Source organism: Thiomonas sp. FB-6, assembly GCF_000377645.1.
Taxonomy (GTDB): Bacteria; Pseudomonadota; Gammaproteobacteria; order Burkholderiales; family Burkholderiaceae_C; genus Thiomonas_A.
On record NZ_KB898471.1, the window covers coordinates 101,517 to 121,137 of the forward strand.

Genomic DNA, 19,621 nt, shown 5'->3' on the forward strand with positions numbered 1-19,621 from the left:
AATCGCCGCGCCCGAGACCGCTAGCCTACGCCGAGCCCGCGCCCGCTGCCAACCAAGGCTTCGGCAGATGGATATGACTTCCAGTCAGAAGGCGCGGGGCGGCGCCCACTTCAGCCTCCCGGCTCACTGGTACGTGAGGGTGTAGGTCGCGGTGGCGGTCACCGCGCCCGGACTCACCGCGCCTGTCGCGAAATAGCGCGCGATGTAGGTCTGCGCCGACACCGCGCCCACCGCGTCCACCGTGCCGGCCTGCGTGCCCGCGGATACGCCGCTGCTCACCGGCGTGCCGCCGGCGTCGAGGATCTGCACGCCCACGTTGCCGGCGGGTGCCGCCGCGGCGTTGGCGATCACCGAGGGATAGCCAGGCACGGAATTGAAGCTCCAGCTCGCATAGACCGCGTAGGGAGTCGAGGCCACGGCCTGGCAGCTCTGCAGCGGGAAGCGGAACGCGGTGTCGCCCGCGCTCTGCCCCGGCGCCGCCAGCGCCGCCACGGAGACCTGCGGCAGCGTGACCGTCAGGGCCAGCGGGGAGACCGTGCAGCCCCCGCCCGACACCAGCGGGATGGCGGCCGAGAGTCCCAGGCTCACCGTGCTGCCGCCGGCCGCCACCGGAAACTTCATCCAGTCGGGGCCGGTGCCGCCCAGCGGATTGGTGGCGGCGATGTCGCTGCCCAGCGCGCTGGTTCCGCGCACGATCTCCACCGGCGCCACCAGGCTTCCGCTGCAGGTCCCCGCGGCCGTCGACACCATGCGGAAGCTCCAGGACCTGGCCCTCTGGGAAAGGTTGCCCAGGGTACAGCCCGGTGCGCTCAGGTTCAGCACGGGCGTGCCGGTGGACACGATGGACACGCCGTCGGAGGCTCCCGCCGAGGACACCATCGCCTTCTGGCTCGAGCCTCCCAGCGCGACCCCGCCCCCCAGCTTGGCCCCGCTGCCCGTGGCCGTGCAGGAAAAGCCCAGCGACAAGGTGCCTCCCCACAGCGCGGAGCCGGCGCTCATCGACGCCGGCACGATGATGCGCGGCGGCGCCGGGCTCAGCTGCGCGAAGCTGGCGGTGGTGCAGCTCATCGCCGCGCGCGCGGCGCGTGCCTGGGGGCCCAGCGCGGCCGGCGCCACCAGCAAGACGGCCATCGCTCGCCGCAGCACGCGGCCTTGCATGGCGCACCGCTTCATCGCGCGGCCTCCGGCCGCGGCGGCCCGCACACCGCGCCCTGCACGAGGACCGGGAGACTGCCGCCGGCGCCCGGCGGCAGCCGGTAGTCGATGCGGCAGCTGCGCTGCGCCGCGTCGCCCCAGCGCAGCAGCAGGCTGCCGGCATCGCGCAGCAAGTGGGCATCGATGCGGCTGCCCTGCCCCACGTAGCCGACCAGGCGGCCCCGGGTGTCGAACACCTGCGCCGCGAAGGGCAAGGGGGAACCATCGGCGAGCCTCCCCGACAACAGCGCCCAGCGACCGCGCCAGGCCCGCAGACGCACCGCCACCACGGCGCCGGCACGTGGAATCACGCTGGCCGAACTGCGCTCCAGCAGCGCGGTGTTGCTGGGATCGATGCCCACCGTGTCGGCCGCGTAAGGCGTCAGGTAGGGGGCGACGCCATAGCCCCTGGAATCGATGCGCGAACCGCCTCCGCCGAGCACCGCGGCACCCTCGGCGCCTTGCGCCTCCACCAGCGCGATGGTCTCGCCCAGGAAGGGCGTGAGGGTCAGCCCGCCGGCGAAGGCCACGAGGCCTCCACTGGCGCTCAGGGACAGCGAAGCCGCGGCGCCGCCGGCTCCCGCGGCCTGCGTGGCCGCGGCGCCGAGGCTGCCGCCGGCGCCGCGCCAGGTGGCCTGCACCGCGGCGCTGCGCGATCCCGCGCCGGCTCCCAGCTGCGTGCCGTAGCTGAACTCGCCATCGGGCCCCGCGCTCGCCGACAGCGACCACTGCGCGGAATCTCCACCCACGCTGTCGTGCTGCAGGCCGAAGGCGGACGTGGCCGATCCGGGCCGCGGCCCCAGGGGAAGGGAAAGCCCCAGGCTCAGCAGCTTGCGCGCCGCGCCGCCACCGCTGCCCAGCTGGCGCCCCAGCGACAGCGTCAGCTGCATCGTGCCCAGGCTGCGCACATAGCCGCACTGGTAGCTGCTCTGGCGCCCGGGGGTGCCCCAGTAGCGCGTACTCGAGCCGCTGCAATAGGCCGAGCCGCGCGGCCCGAGGGCCTGGGTGAGCCCGAGCTGCAGTTCATCGCGCACGCGCTGCAGCCCGCTCACCACCACACCGCCACCGTCCGCCGCGCCGAGCAGGGACAAGGCGTCCTGCGGGCCGTAGTAGCCGCGTGATCTGCGCGATGCGATCAGGCTCAGCCCGCCGCCGGCCGAGGCCAGGTTCCACATCACGCGCAGGCGCCGGCCCTGCCGATGGCCCAGCCAGGGCCGCGCGAAGCGGGCAAGGCCCAGGTCCAGCCCGAAGGCCCCGGCGCGGGTGTTGAAGGCCGCGCCCAGCACCTGGGCGTGGTAGCCGCGCGCGGCCACCACGCCGGCCTCGGCGGTGACGCTGTCATCGATTCCATACAGCAAGGTCCCCAGCAACACCGGCATCGCCGCTCCCGGCTCCGCCCCGCGCAGGCTCCCCGCCATCAGCTGGTAGCTGGCCTGGCCCGCCCGCTGCAGCTGCGCGAGCTCGGACATGGGCACCGTGAAACGGCTGGCGGCCCCGCCGATCGGAGTCACGGTGACCTGCAGCGCGCTGCCTGCCGCCGGTGCGTACAGGTCGTCGATCTCGAAGGCCCCGGCGGGCACCGAGGTCTGGTAAAGCAACACACCGTTCTGCGTGACGCGCACCGTCGAGGCCGCCGGCGCGAAACCGTGGATCACCGGCGCGTAGCCCTGCCGGGAAGCCGGTTGCATGCGCGAATCGCTGGCCAGCAGCACACCGCGAAACGCCACGCTGTCGAACAACTGCCCATCGGTCTGGCCCTGGCCGAGTTGCACGTAGCCGCCCAGGCGCGTCAGGTCGTGGCGCAGATCGGTGCGCGAGCTGCTGTAGTGCAGGCCCTGCTCCGTGCCGCCGTCCAGGGTGCCGGCGTGGCGCAGTTGCCAGGCGCCGGCATTGAGCCCCCCGGCCAGCCCCAGGAACACCTGGGTAGTGTCCCCGGCGGCCAGACCGGAGTGGCTGCGCACCGCGTTGAACTGGTAGTTCAGGCGCCCCGCCACGATGCCGTCGCTCCATGCACGCGGCGACACCCAGCCGCGCGGGCGGTGCTCGAGCAGCACGGCGGGAGCCTGGATGTCCACGCGCAGGCGCGCGAGGTCGAAGCTCGCGCGCAGCCCGTCGGCGACGCGGCCGGGCGGCAGGCACCGCGGCGCGGATGTGCCGGCGAGCCAGGACCGCGCCGACTCGCGCAGGCGCCGCGGCGCCAGGTCCAGCCGGCGCAGCAGCTCGCGGTCCAGGCAGACCTCGTCGACCGCGTCCGCCGCACCGGAGCTGCCGGCGCCGATGCGCACGTCGCGCGTGTCCACGTAGCGCCCGTTGAAATAGATCTCGCTGCGATAGCTCCCTGCCGGCACCGAAGGGGAGCCTTCGAAGCGCGACAAGGCGCCGGCGCCCGCGCCGCCCCCGAACACCAGGCGCGGATCGAAGCGCAGCCGCGGCGCCGGCTGCGCTTCGGCGCCGGCCGCGCCGACCAGCCAGGCAGCCAGACAGGCACCCAGCCACAGGCCCAGCCAGGCACCCGTGAGCTCCTTGTGCCCCTTGTGCCCGCCGGCGCGCGCGCGGCGTAGCCATGCGAGGCTGCTGCGCGGGTGCGAGCGCGGAGGCGAGCGCATGGCCTGCGCCCTTCAGGGAGCGAGCGCTTCGCGGGCATGCACCAGGGCTCCGTAATCGTTGATCACCGCATAGCTCACGGAACGGATCCTTTGCGAGGAATGCACCGGCCAGCGCGCCGAGCCGAAGGGCATGGCGGTGCCTTGCAGGTCTCGGGCCAGCACCTGATCCCCCGCCCGGCAGCGCAGCTCCACGATCGCGATCGCATAGGGGGTGGGGTTGTCCACCCGCAGCGAACAGCGCCCGGCCGAGCAGAGTTCGCGCCAGCGCAGCGCGTGCATGGCCTGCTCCGGGTTACCGTGCAGCGCCATCGGCCGGTACAGCAGCTTGATGCGGGTGCGCACCGCGAACTGCAGGTAGTTGTGCCCCGCCCCGGCCGCCGGCTTCGGGGGAATGTCCAGCACGTTGAGCCAGAACACGCTCTCGCGGTCGGCCGGCAGCGCGGGGCCGGTGAACACCACGCCGAGGGTCTGGCTTTGTCCGGGATCGATGCGGGCCATCGGCGGGGTCAGCACGAAGGGAACCTGGATGTCCTGCGGGCGGGCCTCGGGATCGCCGGCGTCGATCCACGCCTGCATCAGCGCAGGCTCGGTCCCGACGTTGAGCACGCCGATGCGCACCTGGCGCGCCGCCTGCGGGTAGATCAGGCGCGTGCCGGCGAGCACCAGCGCGCCATGCGCCGCCGGCAGCGCGCCGACCTGCAGCGCCAGCAGCAGGCTCAGCAGCAGCCTCAGGACTGGCAGCGCCCGTCGCCCGGGCTGGCGGCCGCGCTGCGCCATGGCTCCTGCCCCGCGCGGCCCTGGCGAATCACTGGTACACGACGGAATAGGTGACCTGGGAGGTGTAGCTGCCGGGCGTCGCGGCTCCGCCCGCCGCCGAGTACTGCACCAGGAAGGTGTCGGTTCCGGCGCTGGCGCTCAAGGTCGCCGCCGTGGCGCCTTGCGAACCGCTGGCCTTGCTCATGTCGATGGCGCTGCCGTCGGCATTGGTGAAGCACACCTCCACGTTGGTGGGGCTGGTGGCCGCCGTGTTCTTCAGGCATCCGGTGCCCTGGTCCACGTTCGCGCTGGCCTCGAAGTACATGGTGGCGCTGACCAGGCCGGCGGAGCAGGCCGAATAGCTCATGGTCACCGCGGTGGCCCCGGCCACGGCTCCAGCCGGCAGCGCCACCGTGGACACGGTGGGCAGGGTCACGGTCATGTTCGGCGTGCCTGCGTTGATCGTGCAGGTGTTGGCGGTGACCTGCCCGTTGACCGTGATGGTGCCGTCGCTGGCTTGCGCGTTCAGCGGAAGCAGCAGCCCCGCCAGCAGCGCCGACGCGGCCGCCAGGGCCCATGCGCCCGGGCTTCGAAGGTTCCTGAAGTTCATGACCATCCCCCTGCTCCATGCTCGACGAAAGGCGTGGGATCACGCTCTGAAACCATCATAGGATCGGGGTCGTTAGCCGGATGCGAGGGAATGCGGACCTGCGCGTTAGACCGGTTTGCAGCGCACCGTGCCCGCGGCCGCCTGGCGTGCGCGCGCATGTGAGAAACTTCGCGCTTGCCCAGTCCCGCTCTGCCCGGGCGCGCCCACCGTTTCCACTCCATGCCCCATCCCCAGCCCGCCCCCGACAGGGAGCTTGCCCAGCACACTCCGATGATGCAGCAGTACCTGCGCATCAAGGCCGAGCACACCGAGCACCTGCTGCTCTACCGCATGGGGGATTTCTACGAACTGTTCTACGCCGACGCCGAGAAGGCCGCGCGCCTGCTCGACCTCACGCTGACCCGGCGCGGCCAGTCGGCCGGGGAGCCGATCATCATGGCCGGCGTGCCGGCGCAGGCGCTGGACAACTACCTGGCCAAGCTGGTGCGCCTGGGCGAGTCGGTGGCCATCTGCGAGCAGATCGGCGACCCGGCCACCAGCAAGGGGCCGGTGGAGCGCCGGGTCGAGCGCGTGGTCACGCCGGGCACGCGCGTGCACGACGGCCTGCTCGACGAACGCAGCGACTGCGCTCTGCTGGCCGTGGCGCCTGCGGCCTCGCGGCGCCAGCAGGAGCTCGGGCTGGCCTGGCTGGTGCTGTCCAGCGGCGCGCTGCGCGTGGCGCAATGCCGCGCCGACGAGCTCGGCGCCTGGCTGGCGCGCATCCAGCCGGCCGAGGTGCTGTGGCCGGCCGGCGAGGCGCTGCCGGCGCTGCTGCAGGATCTGCCGCTGACCCAGCGCGCGCCCTGGCAGTTCGACACCGATGCCGGCCTGCAGCAGCTGCGCCGCGCCTTGGGCGTGCACGACCTCGATGCTTTCGGGGCGGAGGGTTTGCCGCGCGCGCACGCCGCCGCGGCCGCGCTGCTCAGCTACGCGCAGCAGACCCAGGGGCGCGAACTCGCGCACCTGGCCGAACTGCAGGTCGAGCGCTTCGAGGACTGCGTGCTGCTCGACGCCAATGCGCGGCGCAACCTGGAACTGTTCAGCACCCTGCGCGGCGAAAGCTCGCCCACGCTGCTGTCGCTACTCGACAGTTGCGCCACCGCCGCCGGCAGCCGGCTGCTGCGCGCCTGGATGGCGGCGCCGCCGCGCGACCAGGCGGTGGCGCGCGCGCGCCACGCGGCGGTGGCTGCGCTGCAGCAGCAGGGCTTCGATGCCCTGCGCGAGGCGCTGCGCGGCATCGCCGACCTGGAACGCATCGCAGCGCGCACCGCGCTGCAGCAGGTGCGCCCGCGCGAACTCTCGGCGCTGCGCGACACCCTGCAGCGCCTGCCACAGCTGGCCGCCTGCGTGCAGGCGCAGGACCCCATGCTCGAGGAACTGCGCGCAGCGCTGGGCCCCGGCCAGGCCGGACTGGACCTGCTGCAGCGCGCGCTGGCCGAGAGTCCCGCGCTGAACCTGCGCGACGGCGGGGTGTTCGGCGACGGCTTCGACGCCGAACTCGACGAGCTGCGCGCCATCGGGCGCGACTGCAGTTCCTTCCTGCTCGAGATGGAAGCGCGCGAGCGCGAGCGCACCGGCATCGCCAACCTGCGCGTGCTCTACAACAAGGTGCACGGCTTCGCCATCGAGGTCACGCGCGGCCAGGCCGACAAGGTGCCCGAGGACTACCGCCGGCGCCAGACCCTGAAGGGATCGGAGCGCTACATCACGCCCGAGCTCAAGGCCTTCGAGGACAAGGCGCTTTCCGCGCAGGAACGCTCGCTGGCCCGCGAACGCGTGCTGTGGGCCGAACTGCTGCAGGCGCTGCAGCCCGCGGTGGGCCCCTGGCAGCGCGCGGCGCGCGCGCTGGCGCGCCTGGACCTGCTGGCGGCGCTGGCCGAGCGCGCGCGCACCTGGGACTGGGTGCGTCCGGAGCTGTCGCCGCTGCCCGGCATCGAGATCCGCGGGGGGCGCCACCCGGTGGTGCAGGCGCAGGTGGATCGCTTCGTGCCCAACGACTGCGTGCTGCTGCCCGGCAGCCGCACCCACATCATCACCGGCCCCAACATGGGGGGCAAGTCCACCTACATGCGCCAGACGGCGCTGATCGCCCTGCTGGCCTGCATGGGCAGCTTCGTGCCGGCGACGAGCGCGCGCATCGGCCCGCTGGACGCGATCCACACCCGCATCGGCGCCTCCGACGACGTGGCCGGCGGGCGCTCCACCTTCATGGTGGAAATGAGCGAGGCTGCCTCCATCCTGCGCAGCGCGGGGCCGGACAGCCTGGTGCTGATGGACGAGATCGGCCGCGGCACCTCTACCTTCGACGGGCTGGCGCTGGCGCTGGCCATCGCCGCGCATCTGCACGAGCGCTGCCGCAGCTACACGCTGTTCGCCACCCATTATTTCGAGCTCACCGATTTCCCGGCGCATCATCCGCAGGCGCTGAACCTGCACGTCAGCGCCGCCGAGCACGAGGCCGGCATCGTGTTCCTGCACGAGGTGCAGCCGGGACCGGCCAGCCGCAGCTACGGCGTGCAGGTGGCGCAGCTCGCCGGCATGCCGGCGGCGGTGCTGCGCGACGCGCGCCTGCGCCTGCAGGCGCTGCAACAGGCGCAGGCCGAGCGCCTGGCCCAGCTCGACCTGTTCGGCGCCGCCGCGCAGGATCCGGCGGCCGCCGAGGCGCCCGCCGAGGCCGACCCGGCCGCGCAGGAACTGCTGCGCGAGCTGGCCACGCTGGACTGCGACGCCCTCAGCCCGCGCGAGGCGCTGGAGCAGCTGTACCGGCTGAGCCTGCGCGCGCGGGAGACCGATCTGTGAAGCCGGACATTGTCGTGCCGGGCGCTGCGCCGCCCGACGCGCCAGCCGCCGGCAAGGCCCGATCGGCGCCCGCGCCGGCCGCCCGCGAGCGCGATCTGCTGGTGTTCGCCCACGCGAACGGCTTTCCCGCCCCCTCCTACCGCGTGTTGCTGGAGCTGCTGGGGCGGCACTACGAGGTGCGCGCACCGGACATGCTGGGGCATGCACCTCGCTTCCCGGTCAGCGACAACTGGCCGCGCCTGCTCGAGGAACTCGCGGAATTCGTGCAGCAGCACCGCGGCGGGCGGCGCGTGGTGCTGGTGGGGCATTCGCTGGGCGGCCTGCTCGGACTCATGCTGGCCGCCGCGCACCCCGACTGGCTGCGCGCGCTGGTGTTGCTGGACTCGCCGGTGGTGGCCGGCTGGCGCGCCGGGCTGCTGTGGGCCTCCAAGCGCAGCGGGCTGATCTGGCGGGCTGCGCCGACCTCGCTGGCGCTGCGCCGGCGGCGCGTCTGGCCCGACATCGGGGCGGTGCGCGAGCACCTGGGGGCCAAGGCTCCTTTCGCGGGCTGGGACCCGCGCATGCTCGAGGACTACGCGCGCGACGGCACCGTCGATCAGGAAGGCGCGCGCGCGCTGCGCTTCCGACCCGAGGTGGAGGCCAGCATCTACGCCACGCTGCCGCACCACCTGTCCCGCCTGGGGCTGCGGCGCGCCGGCGTGCCCATCGGCTTCATCGGCGGCACCGAGTCGCGCGAACTGGCCATGGCCGGCATGCGCGCCACGCGCCGCCTGGTCGGCCCCCACCTGCGCTGGATGCGCGGCGGCAGCCACCTGTTCCCCTTCGAGCAGCCGCAGGCCACCGCGGGCGTGATCCTGGAACTGCTGCGCGAACTGGGCGCCTGAGACGGCCCGGGACGGGCCAGCCCGGGCGCCCGGCGCCCAGCTTCCTATAATGCCCATTTCCCGGTCCGATACGGCGTCATGACCCAATACGTTTTCGTCACCGGTGGCGTGGTTTCCAGCCTGGGCAAGGGCATCGCGGCCGCCTCGCTCGCCGCGATCCTCGAGTCGCGCGGCATCAACGTCACCCTGATCAAGCTCGACCCCTACATCAACGTCGACCCGGGAACGATGTCCCCGTTCCAGCACGGGGAGGTGTTCGTCACCGACGACGGCGCCGAGACCGACCTCGACCTCGGGCACTACGAGCGTTTCATCCGCCGATCCATGCGGCGCAGCAACAACTTCACCACCGGCCAGATCTACGAAAGCGTGATCCGCAAGGAGCGGCGCGGCGAGTACCTGGGCAAGACGGTGCAGGTGATTCCGCACGTCACCAACGAAATCCAGGAATTCATCCGCCGCGGCGCGGGCGAAGGCGGCCCCGACGAGGCGCAAGTGGCCATCGTCGAGATCGGCGGCACGGTGGGCGACATCGAATCCCTGCCCTTCCTCGAGGCGGTGCGCCAGATGAGCCTGCGCATGCCGCGGCACCACAGCGCCTTCGTGCACCTGACCCTGGTGCCCTTCATCCCGGCCGCCGGGGAACTCAAGACGAAGCCGACCCAGCACAGCGTGCAGAAGCTGCGCGAGATCGGGATCACCGCCGACGCGCTGCTGTGCCGTGCCGACCGCCCGATCCCCGACGACGAACGCGAGAAGATCTCGCTGTTCGCCAACCTGCCGCAGGACGCCGTGATCTCGGTGTGGGACGCCGACAGCATCTACAAGATCCCGCGCATGCTGCACGAGCAGGGCCTGGACGCGCTGATCTGCGACAAGCTCAAGCTGGAGGGCGGCCCCGCCGACCTGTCGGCCTGGGACGCGCTGGTGCAGGTCGAGGCGCATCCGCGCCACCATGTGCGCATCGCCATGGTGGGCAAGTACACCGACCTGTCGGACTCCTACAAGTCCCTCAACGAGGCACTGCGCCACGCCGCGCTGAAAAACGCCTCCCGGGTGGACATCGCCTACCTCGACTCCGAGACCCTGGCCGAGGACAACATCGGGCAGCTCGCGCGTTTCGACGCCATCCTGGTGCCCGGCGGCTTCGGCAAGCGCGGCATCGAGGGCAAGGTGCTGGCGGCGCGCTACGCGCGTGAGAACCGCATCCCCTACCTGGGCATCTGCCTGGGCATGCAGGTGGCCACCATCGAGTACGCGCGCAACATGGCGGGATTGCGCGACGCCAACAGCACGGAATTCGACGCCTCCACGCCGCACCCGGTGATCGCGCTGATCAGCGAGTGGAAGGACCGCAGCGGCGTGGTGCACGAGCGCAGCGCCGATTCCGACCTGGGCGGCACCATGCGCCTGGGCGCGCAGGAAGCCCGCGTGCAGCCCGGCACGCTGGCCCACCTGATCTACGGCGACGTGGTCAACGAGCGCCACCGCCACCGCTACGAAGCCAACGTGGAGTACCTGGACGCGCTGCAGAAGGCCGGTCTGGTGATCTCCGCCTACACCACGCGCGAGCACCTCACGGAAATCGTCGAGCTGCCGCAGCACGTGCACCCCTGGTTCATGGGCGTGCAGTTCCACCCCGAGTTCAAGTCCACGCCGCGCGACGCGCACCCGCTGTTCGACGCCTACGTGCGCGCCGCCCTGGCGCAGCACCAGGCGCAGGCCGGGGCCGCCAGCACGGCCGAGGCCTGAGCCGAAGCTCCCGGAGCCCCCGATGCAACTGTGCGGATTCGAGGCCGGCAATCGCAGCCCCATCTTCCTGATCGCCGGCACCTGCGTGATCGAGAGCCGCCAGCTGGCGCTGGACACCGCCGGCGAGCTCAAGGCCCTGTGCGCCGAGCTGGGCGTGCCCTTCATCTACAAGTCCTCCTTCGACAAGGCCAACCGCTCGTCCACCAGGTCCTTCCGCGGCCCCGGCCTGGAACAGGGCCTGGCGATCCTCGACGAGGTGCGGCGCCAGATCGGCGTGCCGGTGCTCACCGACGTGCACGAGGACACCCCGCTGGGCGAGGTGGCCAGCGTGGTCGACGTGCTGCAGACCCCGGCCTTCCTGTGCCGCCAGACCAACTTCATCCAGAACGTCGCGCGCCAGGGCAAGCCCGTGAACATCAAGAAGGGCCAGTTCCTGGCCCCCTGGGACATGGGCAACGTGGTGGACAAGGCGCGCGCCGTGGGCAACCAGCAGATCATGGTGTGCGAGCGCGGCGTGAGCTTCGGCTACAACACCCTGGTCTCCGACATGCGCGGCCTGGCGGTCATGCGCGACACCGGCTGCCCGGTGGTGTTCGACGCCACCCACTCGGTGCAGCAGCCCGGCGGGCTGGGCGAGCGCTCCGGCGGGCAGCGCGAGTTCGTGCCGGTGCTGGCGCGCGCGGCGGTGGCCGCCGGCGTGGCCGGCGTGTTCGCCGAGACCCACCCCGACCCGGAACGCGCGCTGTCGGACGGCCCCAACGCCATGCCGCTGCGCCATATGCGCGCCCTGCTCGAAGACCTCTGCGCGATCGACGCGGTGGTCAAGCGCCGCGACTACCTCGAACAGCAGCTGCGCTGAGCCCGGCGCCGCCTTCCTCGACCCGAAAACTCCACAGGACCCCCCATGAGTGCCATCGTCGACCTGAACGCCCGCGAGATCCTCGACAGCCGCGGCAACCCCACCGTGGAATGCGACGTCGTGCTGGAAACCGGATTCCTCGGACGCGCCGCCGTGCCCTCGGGGGCCTCCACCGGCACACGCGAGGCCGTGGAACTGCGCGACGCCAACCCGCAGCGCTTCGGCGGCAAGGGCGTGCTGCGCGCGGTCGAGCACATCAACACCGAGATCACCGAGGCCGTGATGGGCCTGGACGCCTCCGAGCAGACCTTCCTCGACCGCACGCTGATCGAGCTCGACGGCAGCGCCAACAAGTCGCGCCTGGGCGCCAACGCGATGCTGGCCGTGAGCATGGCGGTGGCCAAGGCCGCCGCCGAGGAAGCCGGCGTGCCGCTGTACCAGTACCTGGGGGGCTTCGCGGCCTGTGAACTGCCGGTGCCGATGATGAACGTGATCAACGGCGGCGCGCACGCGAACAACAGCCTGGACATGCAGGAGTTCATGATCATGCCGGTGGGAGCGCCCAGCTTCCGCGAGGCGCTGCGCTACGGCACCGAGGTGTTCCATGCGCTCAAGGGCATCCTGCACGACCGCGGCATGCCCACCACGGTGGGGGACGAAGGCGGCTTCGCGCCCAACGTGCCCAGCCACGAGGCGGCGCTGCAACTGGTGGTGGAAGCCATCGAGAAGGCCGGCTACAAGCCGGGCGAGCAGATCGCCATCGCGCTGGACCCGGCCTCCAGCGAGTTCTACCGCGACGGCAAGTACCACCTCGAAGGCGAGGGCTTGGTGCTGAGCTCCGAGGAGATGATCGCCATGTACGAGTCCTGGCTGGGCAAGTACCCGATCGTGTCCATCGAGGACGGACTGGCCGAGCAGGACTGGGACGGCTGGAAGAAGCTCACCGCGCAGCTCGGACGCAAGCTGCAACTGGTGGGCGACGACATCTTCGTCACCAACACCGAGATCCTGCGCCGCGGCATCGACGAAGGCGTGGGCAACTCCATCCTGATCAAGGTCAACCAGATCGGCACCCTGACCGAGACCTTCGCCGCCATCGAGATGGCCAAGCGCGCCGGCTACACGGCCGTCGTCTCGCACCGCTCGGGCGAGACCGAGGACACGACCATCGCCGACATCGCGGTGGCCACCAACGCCGGCCAGATCAAGACCGGCTCGCTGTCGCGCTCGGACCGCATCGCCAAGTACAACCAGCTGCTGCGCATCGAGGAGAATCTGGGCGACGTGGCGCGCTTCAGCGGACGCGGCACCTTCTACAACCTGCGCTGAACGCGCCAGCCCAACCCGAGATCCGGCCCCGCGGGGCCTCCTGTCCGATGCGCCGTCTTCGCTGGGTCACCGTGGTCTTGCTGGCGGCGCTGGCGCTGATGCAATGGCCGCTGTGGCTGGGCGAGCGCGGCTGGCCGGCGGTGCACCGGCTGCGCGACCAGCTGCGCGCGCAGCTGCAGGCCAACGAGCGCGCGCGCCAGGACAACGAGGCGCTTTCCGCGCGCGCGAACGACCTGCGCTCGGGCGCGCAGGCCGTGCAGGGCAGCGCGCGCAGCGAAATGGGCATGATGGAGCCCGACGAGGTGTTCGTGCAGGTGCTGCCGGCCTCCAGCCCGCTGCCGCCGGTGGCGGCGCCGTCGGCGCCGGCGCGCAAGCCCCGGCGCTGAAGCCGGCGCGGGCTTCGCCTCGCCCGCCCTACTGGGCCTGGGACGAAGCCGGCGGCTGGTCCACCCCGGCGTGGAACAGCTGCGCCGCGTCGACCAGGTCGAAGGCGTAGCCGGCGCCGCAGAACTCGCAGGTCACGTCGACCTCGCCGCGCTCGGCCAGCACCGACTCCACCTCCTCGCGGCCGAGCATGCGCAGCATCTGCGCCACGCGCTGCTTGGAACAGGTGCAGTGAAAGCGCGGGCGCAGCGGCTCGAACACCCGCGCGCCTTCCTCCCAGAACAGGCGGCGCAGCAGCTCCTGGGGGTCCAGTTCGAGCAACTCGGCACGCTGCAGCGTGGAGGCCAGGTGCACCGCGCGCGAGAAGTCCTCGTCGGCGCGCGCGGCGTCGGAGCCCCCCTTGCCGCCGGCGCCCGGCATGCGCTGCACCAGCAGCCCGCAGGCGGCGTGCTCGTCGGCCGCCAGCATCAGCCACGACGGAATCTGCTCCGACTGGTCCAGGTACTGGCGCAGCACCGCCGACAGGTCGCGCAGCGCATGCCCCTCGGCGTCGGCCAGGCCCACGATGCCCTGGTAGGGCTGCTGTCCGGGCTGGCGCGGATCCAGCGTGATCACGCAGCGCCCGCTGCCGTGGCGGTTGGCCAGGCCCACGAGGCCGCCGGTGCCCGCGTCCGCCTCCGCGTCCGAATCCGCCGCCGCATCCGCCTCCGCGCCCTCCTGCGTGTCCGGCTCCGCCGGCTGCGCTTCGAGTTCCTTGGCCGTGGCGCGCAGCCCGAAATCCGGCTGGCATTCGGCCACCGCCAGGCGCAGCGGGCCGTCGCCGTGGATCTGCAGGATCAGCGTGCCGTCGAACTTCAGGCTGCCGGCGAGCAGCGCCGACGCGGCGCTCATCTCCCCCAGCAGCTCCTGCACCGCGCTGCCGTGGCGGCGCCGGCGCAACATTTCCTGCCAGGCATCGCCCAGGCGCACCACGACGCCGCGCACGTTGCCGTCGCCCAGCATGAACTTGAACAGACTGTCGGTCATCGGCGCGGGCTCAGGGCTGGGACGGCGGCGGCACTTCGCGCAGCTCGCGGGCGTATTCGGCGCCCTTGTGCACGTAGACCTCGGCGGCACGGCGCAGGCCCTCGATTTCCTCCGGGCGCAGTTCGCGCACCACGCGCGCCGGGGTACCCAGGATCAGGCTTCCGTCCGGGAAGCTCTTGCCCTCGGGCACCAGCGAGCCGGCGCCGACCAGGCAGTCTCGCCCGATGGTCGCGCCGTTGAGCACCACCGCCTGGATGCCCACCAGGCTGCCGTCGCCGATGGTGCAGCCGTGCAGCATGGCCTGGTGGCCCACGGTGACCCCGGCCCCGATGCGCAAGGGGTAGCCCGGGTCGGTGTGCAGCACCGCGCATTCCTGCACGTTGCTGCGCTCGCCGATCTCGATGGGCTCGTTGTCTCCGCGCAGCACGGCGCCGAACCACACACTGGACTGCGGTGCCAGACGCACGTTGCCGATCACCCGCGCGGTGTCGGCCACGAACACGCCGGGGGCGACTTGCGGCGTCCTGTCGCCGATCTGATACATAGCCATGGAGCGATCCTGCCAGAACCAAGAATGAACGCGGCGAGAATAACCCATGCGCAGAGCCGGCGCCCGCGGGGGCGCCTCGCTCCACGCCTGTGCCCACGCCACGCACCACCTCACGCCCCGCGCACCTGCCCGCCTTCCCGAGCCACGCCCTTGAACTGGACCCTGCCACGCCTGCGCCCGGGCGAGCCCTTTCCGCCCGCGGAAGGCGCGCTGCCCGCCGAGGCCCCCTACCCCGGCCTGCTGGCCGCCGGCGGCCGCGTGGATGCGCCCACCCTGCGAGCGGCCTATGCCGGGGGCATCTTCCCCTGGTTCGGCGAGGACGAGCCGCCGCTGTGGTGGAGCCCCGACCCGCGCATGGTGCTGCTGCCCGGGGAACTGCGGGTGCGGCGTTCGCTGCGCCAGTCGGCGCGGCGCCTGAGCGCCGACCCGCGCTTCGAGCTGCGCGTGGACGGCGATTTCGCCGCCGTCATGCGCGCCTGCGCGCAACCGCGCGCGGGCGTGGCCGGCACCTGGATCGGCCCGTCCATCCTGCAGGCCTACGCGGAACTGCACGCGCAGGGGCTGGCGCACAGCTTCGAGCTGTGGCGCGACGGCGAGCTGGTGGCCGGGCTGTACCTGGTGGCGCTGGGCGCGGCGGCCTTCGGGGAGTCCATGTTCACCCGCGTGGACGACGGCTCCAAGCTGCTGCTGATGGCGCTGTGCGGATTCGCGCTGTCGCGGGGCCTGCGTTTCATCGACTGCCAGCAGCAGACCGGGCACCTCGCCAGCCTGGGCGCCCGCCCGTGGCCTCGCGGCCGATTCCTGCGCGAACTGGCCCAAGCCCGCGAGCTCGATGGGGTGCGAAGCTGGCAGTATGATTGGACGCAGTTCCGTCAGCATTGCGCAGCCTGGCTGTGACCCACCCGAACGACATACCGTTCAGCGCGCTGCAGTTCTACTCGACTGCCGCGTACCCCTGCAGCTACCTGCCCGACCGGCTTGCGCGCTCGCAAGTGGTGACGCCCGCGCACCGCGTGCGCGCCGGCGTGTACACCGATCTGGTGCAGGCGGGCTTCCGGCGCAGCGGGCTGTTCACCTACCGCCCCCAGTGCGACGGTTGCCGCGCCTGCATGGCGCTGCGCGTGCTGGCGCGGGAATTCCGCGCCGACCGCAGCCAGCGCCGCGCCTGGAAGCGCCACGGCGGCCTGCAGGCGCGCCTGATGGCCCCGGAGTTCGTGCTCGACCATTACGAGCTGTACCTGCGCTACCAGGCCCGGCGCCACGCCGGCGGCGGCATGGACCAGGACAGCATCGACCAGTACACCCAGTTCCTGCTGCAGAGCCGCGTGGACACCCGCCTGGTCGAGTTCCGCGACCCGGCGGGTACGCTGCGCATGGTCTCGGTCATCGACCTGCTCGGCGACGGCCTCTCGGCCGTCTACACCTTCTACGACCCCGACGCCGCCGGCGCCAGCCTGGGCACCTACGGGGTGCTGTGGCAGATCATGCAGACGCGCGCGCTGGGCCTGCCCCACACCTACCTGGGATACTGGATTCCCCAGAGTCCCAAGATGGCCTACAAGAGCCGCTTCCGGCCCCACCAGGTGCTGGTGGGCGAGGGCTGGGTCGACGGCGAGCCCGTGCAGGCATGACATCGCGACATTTCGGCATGTAAAATGAGGGCATGACCAAGCCCTCCTCTTCGCCGACCGGGCGACGCGAACAGCCGGCCATCCAGGTGATCGAGCGCATGTTCTCGATCCTCGAGGCGCTGGCCGAGCAGAGCGAGCCGGCGCCGCTCAAGCTGATCGCCGAACGCTGCGGTCTGCACCCGTCCACCGCGCACCGCATCCTCAACGACCTGGCCACCGGACACCTGGTGGACCGTTGCGCCCCCGGTGTCTACCAGCTGGGCATGCGCCTGCTGGAGCTGGGCAACCTGGTGAAGGCGCGCCTGAACGTGCGCGACGTGGCCCTCGGGCCCATGCGCGAGCTGCACCGCCTGACCCACCAGCCGGTGAACCTGAGCCTGCGCCAGGGCGACGAGATCATCTACATCGAGCGCGCCTACAGCGAGCGTTCGGGCATGCAGGTGGTGCGCACGGTGGGCGGCCACGCGCCGCTGCACCTGACCTCGGTGGGCAAGCTGTTCCTGGCGGGCGAGGACCCGCAGAAGGTCAAGGCCTACGCCATGCGCACCGGCCTGGCCGGCCACACCCGCAACAGCATCACCGACCTGCCGCGCCTGGAGGCCGATCTGGCGCGGGTGCGCCAGCTGGGTTTCGCGCGCGACAACGAGGAACTGGAGCTCGGCGTGCGCTGCATGGCCGCCGGCATCCTGGACGACTCCGGGCGCCTGGTGGCCGGGCTGTCGCTGTCGGCCCCGGCCGACCGCCTGCAGGAAGACTGGCTGGGCAAGGTGATCGAGACCGCCGGGCGCATCTCGGCCTCCCTCGGCTACCGGCCCAAGCCCGCGCAAGGCGTGGCGCGCCGGGCCTGAGAAGGCGGCGGCGCGCGGCTTATTCGTCGACCGTCTGCGGCCGGGCCTCGGCCGTGGGAATCGGATCCACGCGGGTCAGCAGCGTGCGCCCGGAGGTCTGCATCCAGTTGCGGATGCGCTCGGCGTCCACGAAGTGCGCGTAGCGGCCCCAGGCGTCGAGCAGCACGACGATCACGTTGCGGCCCTGCACGACGGTGTTGAGCACCAGGCAATGGCCCGCTTCATTGATGTAGCCGGTCTTCTGCAGCAGGATGTCCCAGCCGCGGTTGAACACCAGGTGGTCGGTGTTGCGGAACTGCAGCGCGTAGCGCCCCGCGGTGACCGTGCTCTTCGGGTGGGTCGAGAACTCGCGGATCAGGGGATAGGAGTACACCGCCGCCACCAGCTTGGCCAGGTCGCTGGCCGTGGACTGGTTCTGCGGCGACAGCCCCGTGGGCTCGATGTAGTGGGTCTGCAACATGCCCAGCGACGCGGCCTTGCGGTTCATGGCGGCGATGCAGGCGTCCAGGCCCCCCGGATAGTTGCGCGCCAGCGCGTGGGCGGCGCGGTTCTCCGACGACATCAGCGCCAGCTTGAGCAATTCCTCACGGGTGAACACCATGCCGGGGCGCAGGCGCGAGCTGCTCCACTTCAGGGTGTCGATGTCCGCGTCGGTGATCTCGATGGGCTGATCCATCGGCTGGTGCGCGTCCAGCACCACAGCGGCCGTCATCAGCTTGGTCAGCGAGGCGATCGGGCGTACGTCGCTGGCGTCCTTGCTCAGCAGCACCTGGTGGGTGCGCGCATCGATGACCAGCGCGGAACCCGAGGCCAGGGAGATCGGGTCGTCCCCGAAGGAGGTGCGGCGCAGTTCGGCATGGACCGCAGCGGGCGCGCGCCGCGCCTCGTGCACCACACGGTGCACCGGCTTGCGCACGGCATGGGATTCGTGATGCACCACGTGCCGCAACGGGCGGCGGGTGACGCCAGCCTTGCGCTCGACCACCTTGCGGCGCAGCACCTTGCGCGTGACGGCGTGCCGGACCGGCTTGTGCACCGCGGCCTTGTGCACCACGGCCTTGTGCACGCTGGCCGCGTGCGCGGCGTCGCCGGCTTGCGGCGCGCTGGCCGCCGGCGCCGCGTGGGCGCAACTCGCGAAGGCCGAGATCGCCAGCGCCCAACCCAGGATCACGGCCCGCAGGGCGTGGGAGCTGCCCTGTGCGGGCCGAAAGCCGGATCGGAAGATGCGCATGATGCCTCGCGATGATTGGAGCAGAGCGTAGCAAATTCAAAAAAATGCGGCAAGATCAAAAGTTTGCATCTTGCTCTTGATGCACGCTCCGAGCATCACCATGAATTTCGCGTGGAAATAGGCGTGGGGATCAGAACACGCCGCTCCTGGTGGTCGACGCAGGGATGGGCGGCGCCGGGGCGGGGGGCCGGGCGGGCGCGGGAGGCGCGGACAGCCCCCGCAGCGCGGACAGGGCGTCGGCGACACCCGCCAGGTTGAAGCGGTCGGCCTTGAAGGCACCGCTTTCCAGCGGATAGGCCACGCCCAGCATGCCGGCGCTGCGCCGGACCTCGTCCTCCACGATGCGCGGCTCCAGTACCACCTCGCGATAGAAGTCGGCGTCGCCGATCTGGAATCGCTTGCCGTCGCAGTACAGGGTGACGGGAGCCGCGCCGGCGCTGGCGTTGAGCAGCGCCGGGGCACGGGCGCCCGCCGCGCAGCCCTCCGGCGTGAGCAGCACCCACACGCAACCGGAGCCGTCGCGCGAACAGGACTTGCCCAGCACGTCTCCGGAATCGCCGCTGGTGGCGGCGTACACCGAGGCCCGATCGGCCGCCTCGCCCACGACCCAGGCCCCGAAGCTCGCCTTCTCCGGCGGCCTGGCCGCCGCGAGCGGCGCGAGCAGCCCGGACATCGCGGCCAGGCACAGCGCCGCTCGGACAACCCTCACTGCACGCATGATGCCTTCTCCCCGCCGATGCTTCCCCAGGCAGACAACTTACACCAGTCGGCGCGGCCGCGCGGCGAAGCTGCGCCGGCCTCGGGGCGCATGGCCGGGGCTGAGGAGCCTGGGCGGCTCCTAGCCCTCGCCGGTGGCGAGCCGGTCCTCGAAGGCGTCGATGCGGCGCTTGCCCTCGTCGATCGCCGCGCTCAGCATGGGGTCGTAGCTGCTCCTGGCGCGGGCCCCGTAGTCCCTGTAGCCGATGCCTTCGATCGAGTACGACCAGGTCCACTGGGCGTCGCTCGTTTCCTGCACACGGATCGTGATCGTGTGTCCGCGGTATTCGTGTCGTATGACGGACTCTGACATGCGTCGGGCCTCCAGGCGACATATTGTATTTCCCGCAGGCAGCGTCTCGAGGCC

At 71.8% G+C, this 19,621-nt stretch carries 18 protein-coding genes; 9 read left to right on the forward strand and 9 right to left on the reverse strand.

Annotated features, from left to right (window positions below; genetic code table 11):
* Positions 1-123: 123 nt before the first annotated feature.
* From D466_RS0100485 to D466_RS0100500, 4 genes are read right to left on the reverse strand one after another with little or no spacing between them, the layout of a single operon-like run.
* Positions 124-1,173, reverse strand: a complete 1,050-nt coding sequence (locus D466_RS0100485) for a fimbrial protein (RefSeq protein WP_156003876.1) — start codon at positions 1,171-1,173, stop codon at positions 124-126.
* On the reverse strand, positions 1,170-3,800 hold the full coding sequence (locus tag D466_RS0100490; protein ID WP_018911723.1) for a fimbria/pilus outer membrane usher protein: 2,631 nt from the start codon (positions 3,798-3,800) through the stop codon (positions 1,170-1,172). The genes D466_RS0100485 and D466_RS0100490 overlap by 4 nt, the downstream gene beginning before the upstream one ends.
* Positions 3,801-3,812: 12 nt before the next feature.
* On the reverse strand, positions 3,813-4,577 hold the full coding sequence (locus tag D466_RS0100495; RefSeq protein ID WP_018911724.1) for a molecular chaperone: 765 nt from the start codon (positions 4,575-4,577) through the stop codon (positions 3,813-3,815).
* A gap of 28 nt (positions 4,578-4,605) precedes the next feature.
* Positions 4,606-5,166: a fimbrial protein gene (locus D466_RS0100500; RefSeq protein ID WP_196803393.1), complete on the reverse strand. Its 561-nt coding sequence runs from the start codon at positions 5,164-5,166 to the stop codon at positions 4,606-4,608.
* A 219-nt stretch (positions 5,167-5,385) separates the two neighbouring features.
* Between D466_RS0100500 and mutS the strand changes: the two genes are divergently transcribed.
* The 6 genes from mutS to D466_RS0100530 all read left to right on the forward strand — a co-directional run bounded on the left by mutS (position 5,386) and on the right by D466_RS0100530 (position 13,214).
* Positions 5,386-8,004, forward strand: coding sequence for a DNA mismatch repair protein MutS (mutS, locus tag D466_RS0100505; protein WP_026284722.1), 2,619 nt, complete (start codon positions 5,386-5,388; stop codon positions 8,002-8,004).
* Positions 8,001-8,888 carry an alpha/beta fold hydrolase gene (locus D466_RS0100510; protein ID WP_018911727.1) on the forward strand — a complete coding sequence of 296 codons (888 nt, stop codon included), beginning with the start codon at positions 8,001-8,003 and terminating at the stop codon, positions 8,886-8,888. Before mutS ends, D466_RS0100510 begins: the two co-directional genes overlap by 4 nt.
* Before the next feature lie 78 nt (positions 8,889-8,966).
* Complete coding sequence (locus D466_RS0100515) at positions 8,967-10,640, forward strand: CTP synthase (protein WP_018911728.1); 1,674 nt, start codon at positions 8,967-8,969, stop codon at positions 10,638-10,640.
* 22 nt (positions 10,641-10,662) lie between these two features.
* Positions 10,663-11,499: a 3-deoxy-8-phosphooctulonate synthase gene (kdsA, locus tag D466_RS0100520; RefSeq protein ID WP_018911729.1), complete on the forward strand. Its 837-nt coding sequence runs from the start codon at positions 10,663-10,665 to the stop codon at positions 11,497-11,499.
* Between the two features lie 45 nt (positions 11,500-11,544).
* Positions 11,545-12,828 carry a phosphopyruvate hydratase gene (gene eno / locus D466_RS0100525; RefSeq protein WP_018911730.1) on the forward strand — a complete coding sequence of 428 codons (1,284 nt, stop codon included), beginning with the start codon at positions 11,545-11,547 and terminating at the stop codon, positions 12,826-12,828.
* Positions 12,829-12,875: 47 nt separating this feature from the next.
* Positions 12,876-13,214, forward strand: a complete 339-nt coding sequence (locus D466_RS0100530; protein ID WP_018911731.1) for a septum formation initiator family protein — start codon at positions 12,876-12,878, stop codon at positions 13,212-13,214.
* Between the two features lie 28 nt (positions 13,215-13,242).
* On the opposite strand, the gene D466_RS0100535 is transcribed toward D466_RS0100530, so the two are convergent.
* Together D466_RS0100535 and D466_RS0100540 are read right to left on the reverse strand one after the other, a co-directional pair.
* On the reverse strand, positions 13,243-14,238 hold the full coding sequence (locus D466_RS0100535) for an Hsp33 family molecular chaperone HslO (RefSeq protein ID WP_018911732.1): 996 nt from the start codon (positions 14,236-14,238) through the stop codon (positions 13,243-13,245).
* A gap of 10 nt (positions 14,239-14,248) precedes the next feature.
* Positions 14,249-14,788 carry a gamma carbonic anhydrase family protein gene (locus D466_RS0100540; RefSeq protein ID WP_026284724.1) on the reverse strand — a complete coding sequence of 180 codons (540 nt, stop codon included), beginning with the start codon at positions 14,786-14,788 and terminating at the stop codon, positions 14,249-14,251.
* Positions 14,789-14,938: 150 nt separating this feature from the next.
* Between D466_RS0100540 and aat the strand changes: the two genes are divergently transcribed.
* Genes aat through D466_RS0100555 form a run of 3 tightly spaced genes read left to right on the forward strand, consistent with a single transcriptional unit; the run spans position 14,939 to position 17,267 of the window.
* Positions 14,939-15,685: a leucyl/phenylalanyl-tRNA--protein transferase gene (gene aat, locus D466_RS0100545; RefSeq protein ID WP_018911734.1), complete on the forward strand. Its 747-nt coding sequence runs from the start codon at positions 14,939-14,941 to the stop codon at positions 15,683-15,685.
* Positions 15,682-16,419, forward strand: a complete 738-nt coding sequence (locus D466_RS0100550; RefSeq protein ID WP_026284725.1) for an arginyltransferase — start codon at positions 15,682-15,684, stop codon at positions 16,417-16,419. Before aat ends, D466_RS0100550 begins: the two co-directional genes overlap by 4 nt.
* A gap of 32 nt (positions 16,420-16,451) precedes the next feature.
* Entirely contained in the window at positions 16,452-17,267 is an 816-nt protein-coding gene (locus D466_RS0100555) for an IclR family transcriptional regulator (RefSeq protein ID WP_018911736.1), read from the forward strand.
* A 19-nt stretch (positions 17,268-17,286) separates the two neighbouring features.
* On the opposite strand, the gene pbpG is transcribed toward D466_RS0100555, so the two are convergent.
* The 3 genes from pbpG to D466_RS0100570 form a co-directional block, all read right to left on the reverse strand.
* Positions 17,287-18,498, reverse strand: a complete 1,212-nt coding sequence (gene pbpG / locus D466_RS0100560) for a D-alanyl-D-alanine endopeptidase (protein ID WP_018911737.1) — start codon at positions 18,496-18,498, stop codon at positions 17,287-17,289.
* Positions 18,499-18,628: 130 nt separating this feature from the next.
* The gene (locus tag D466_RS0100565) at positions 18,629-19,216 is read right to left on the reverse strand and encodes a hypothetical protein (RefSeq protein WP_156003878.1); all 588 of its coding nucleotides are present in this window, start codon (positions 19,214-19,216) and stop codon (positions 18,629-18,631) included.
* 120 nt (positions 19,217-19,336) lie between these two features.
* Complete coding sequence (locus D466_RS0100570) at positions 19,337-19,567, reverse strand: hypothetical protein (RefSeq protein ID WP_018911739.1); 231 nt, start codon at positions 19,565-19,567, stop codon at positions 19,337-19,339.
* Between the last annotated feature and the right edge of the window lie 54 nt (positions 19,568-19,621).

Excerpts from the sequence above, each read along its gene's own strand:
- mutS (WP_026284722.1), top strand. The coding sequence starts at position 5,386 with ATGCCCCATCCCCAGCCCGCCCCCGACAGGGAGCTTGCCCAGCACACT.
- kdsA (WP_018911729.1), top strand. The coding sequence starts at position 10,663 with ATGCAACTGTGCGGATTCGAGGCCGGCAATCGCAGCCCCATCTTCCTG.
- D466_RS0100535 (WP_018911732.1), bottom strand. The coding sequence starts at position 14,238 with ATGACCGACAGTCTGTTCAAGTTCATGCTGGGCGACGGCAACGTGCGC.
- D466_RS0100570 (WP_018911739.1), bottom strand. The coding sequence starts at position 19,567 with ATGTCAGAGTCCGTCATACGACACGAATACCGCGGACACACGATCACG.
- D466_RS0100495 (WP_018911724.1), bottom strand. The coding sequence starts at position 4,577 with ATGGCGCAGCGCGGCCGCCAGCCCGGGCGACGGGCGCTGCCAGTCCTG.
- pbpG (WP_018911737.1), bottom strand. The coding sequence starts at position 18,498 with ATGCGCATCTTCCGATCCGGCTTTCGGCCCGCACAGGGCAGCTCCCAC.
- D466_RS0100500 (WP_196803393.1), bottom strand. The coding sequence starts at position 5,166 with ATGAACTTCAGGAACCTTCGAAGCCCGGGCGCATGGGCCCTGGCGGCC.
- D466_RS0100555 (WP_018911736.1), top strand. The coding sequence starts at position 16,452 with ATGACCAAGCCCTCCTCTTCGCCGACCGGGCGACGCGAACAGCCGGCC.
- eno (WP_018911730.1), top strand. The coding sequence starts at position 11,545 with ATGAGTGCCATCGTCGACCTGAACGCCCGCGAGATCCTCGACAGCCGC.
- D466_RS0100485 (WP_156003876.1), bottom strand. The coding sequence starts at position 1,173 with ATGAAGCGGTGCGCCATGCAAGGCCGCGTGCTGCGGCGAGCGATGGCC.
- D466_RS0100565 (WP_156003878.1), bottom strand. The coding sequence starts at position 19,216 with ATGCGTGCAGTGAGGGTTGTCCGAGCGGCGCTGTGCCTGGCCGCGATG.
- D466_RS0100515 (WP_018911728.1), top strand. The coding sequence starts at position 8,967 with ATGACCCAATACGTTTTCGTCACCGGTGGCGTGGTTTCCAGCCTGGGC.
- D466_RS0100530 (WP_018911731.1), top strand. The coding sequence starts at position 12,876 with ATGCGCCGTCTTCGCTGGGTCACCGTGGTCTTGCTGGCGGCGCTGGCG.
- D466_RS0100490 (WP_018911723.1), bottom strand. The coding sequence starts at position 3,800 with ATGCGCTCGCCTCCGCGCTCGCACCCGCGCAGCAGCCTCGCATGGCTA.
- D466_RS0100540 (WP_026284724.1), bottom strand. The coding sequence starts at position 14,788 with ATGGCTATGTATCAGATCGGCGACAGGACGCCGCAAGTCGCCCCCGGC.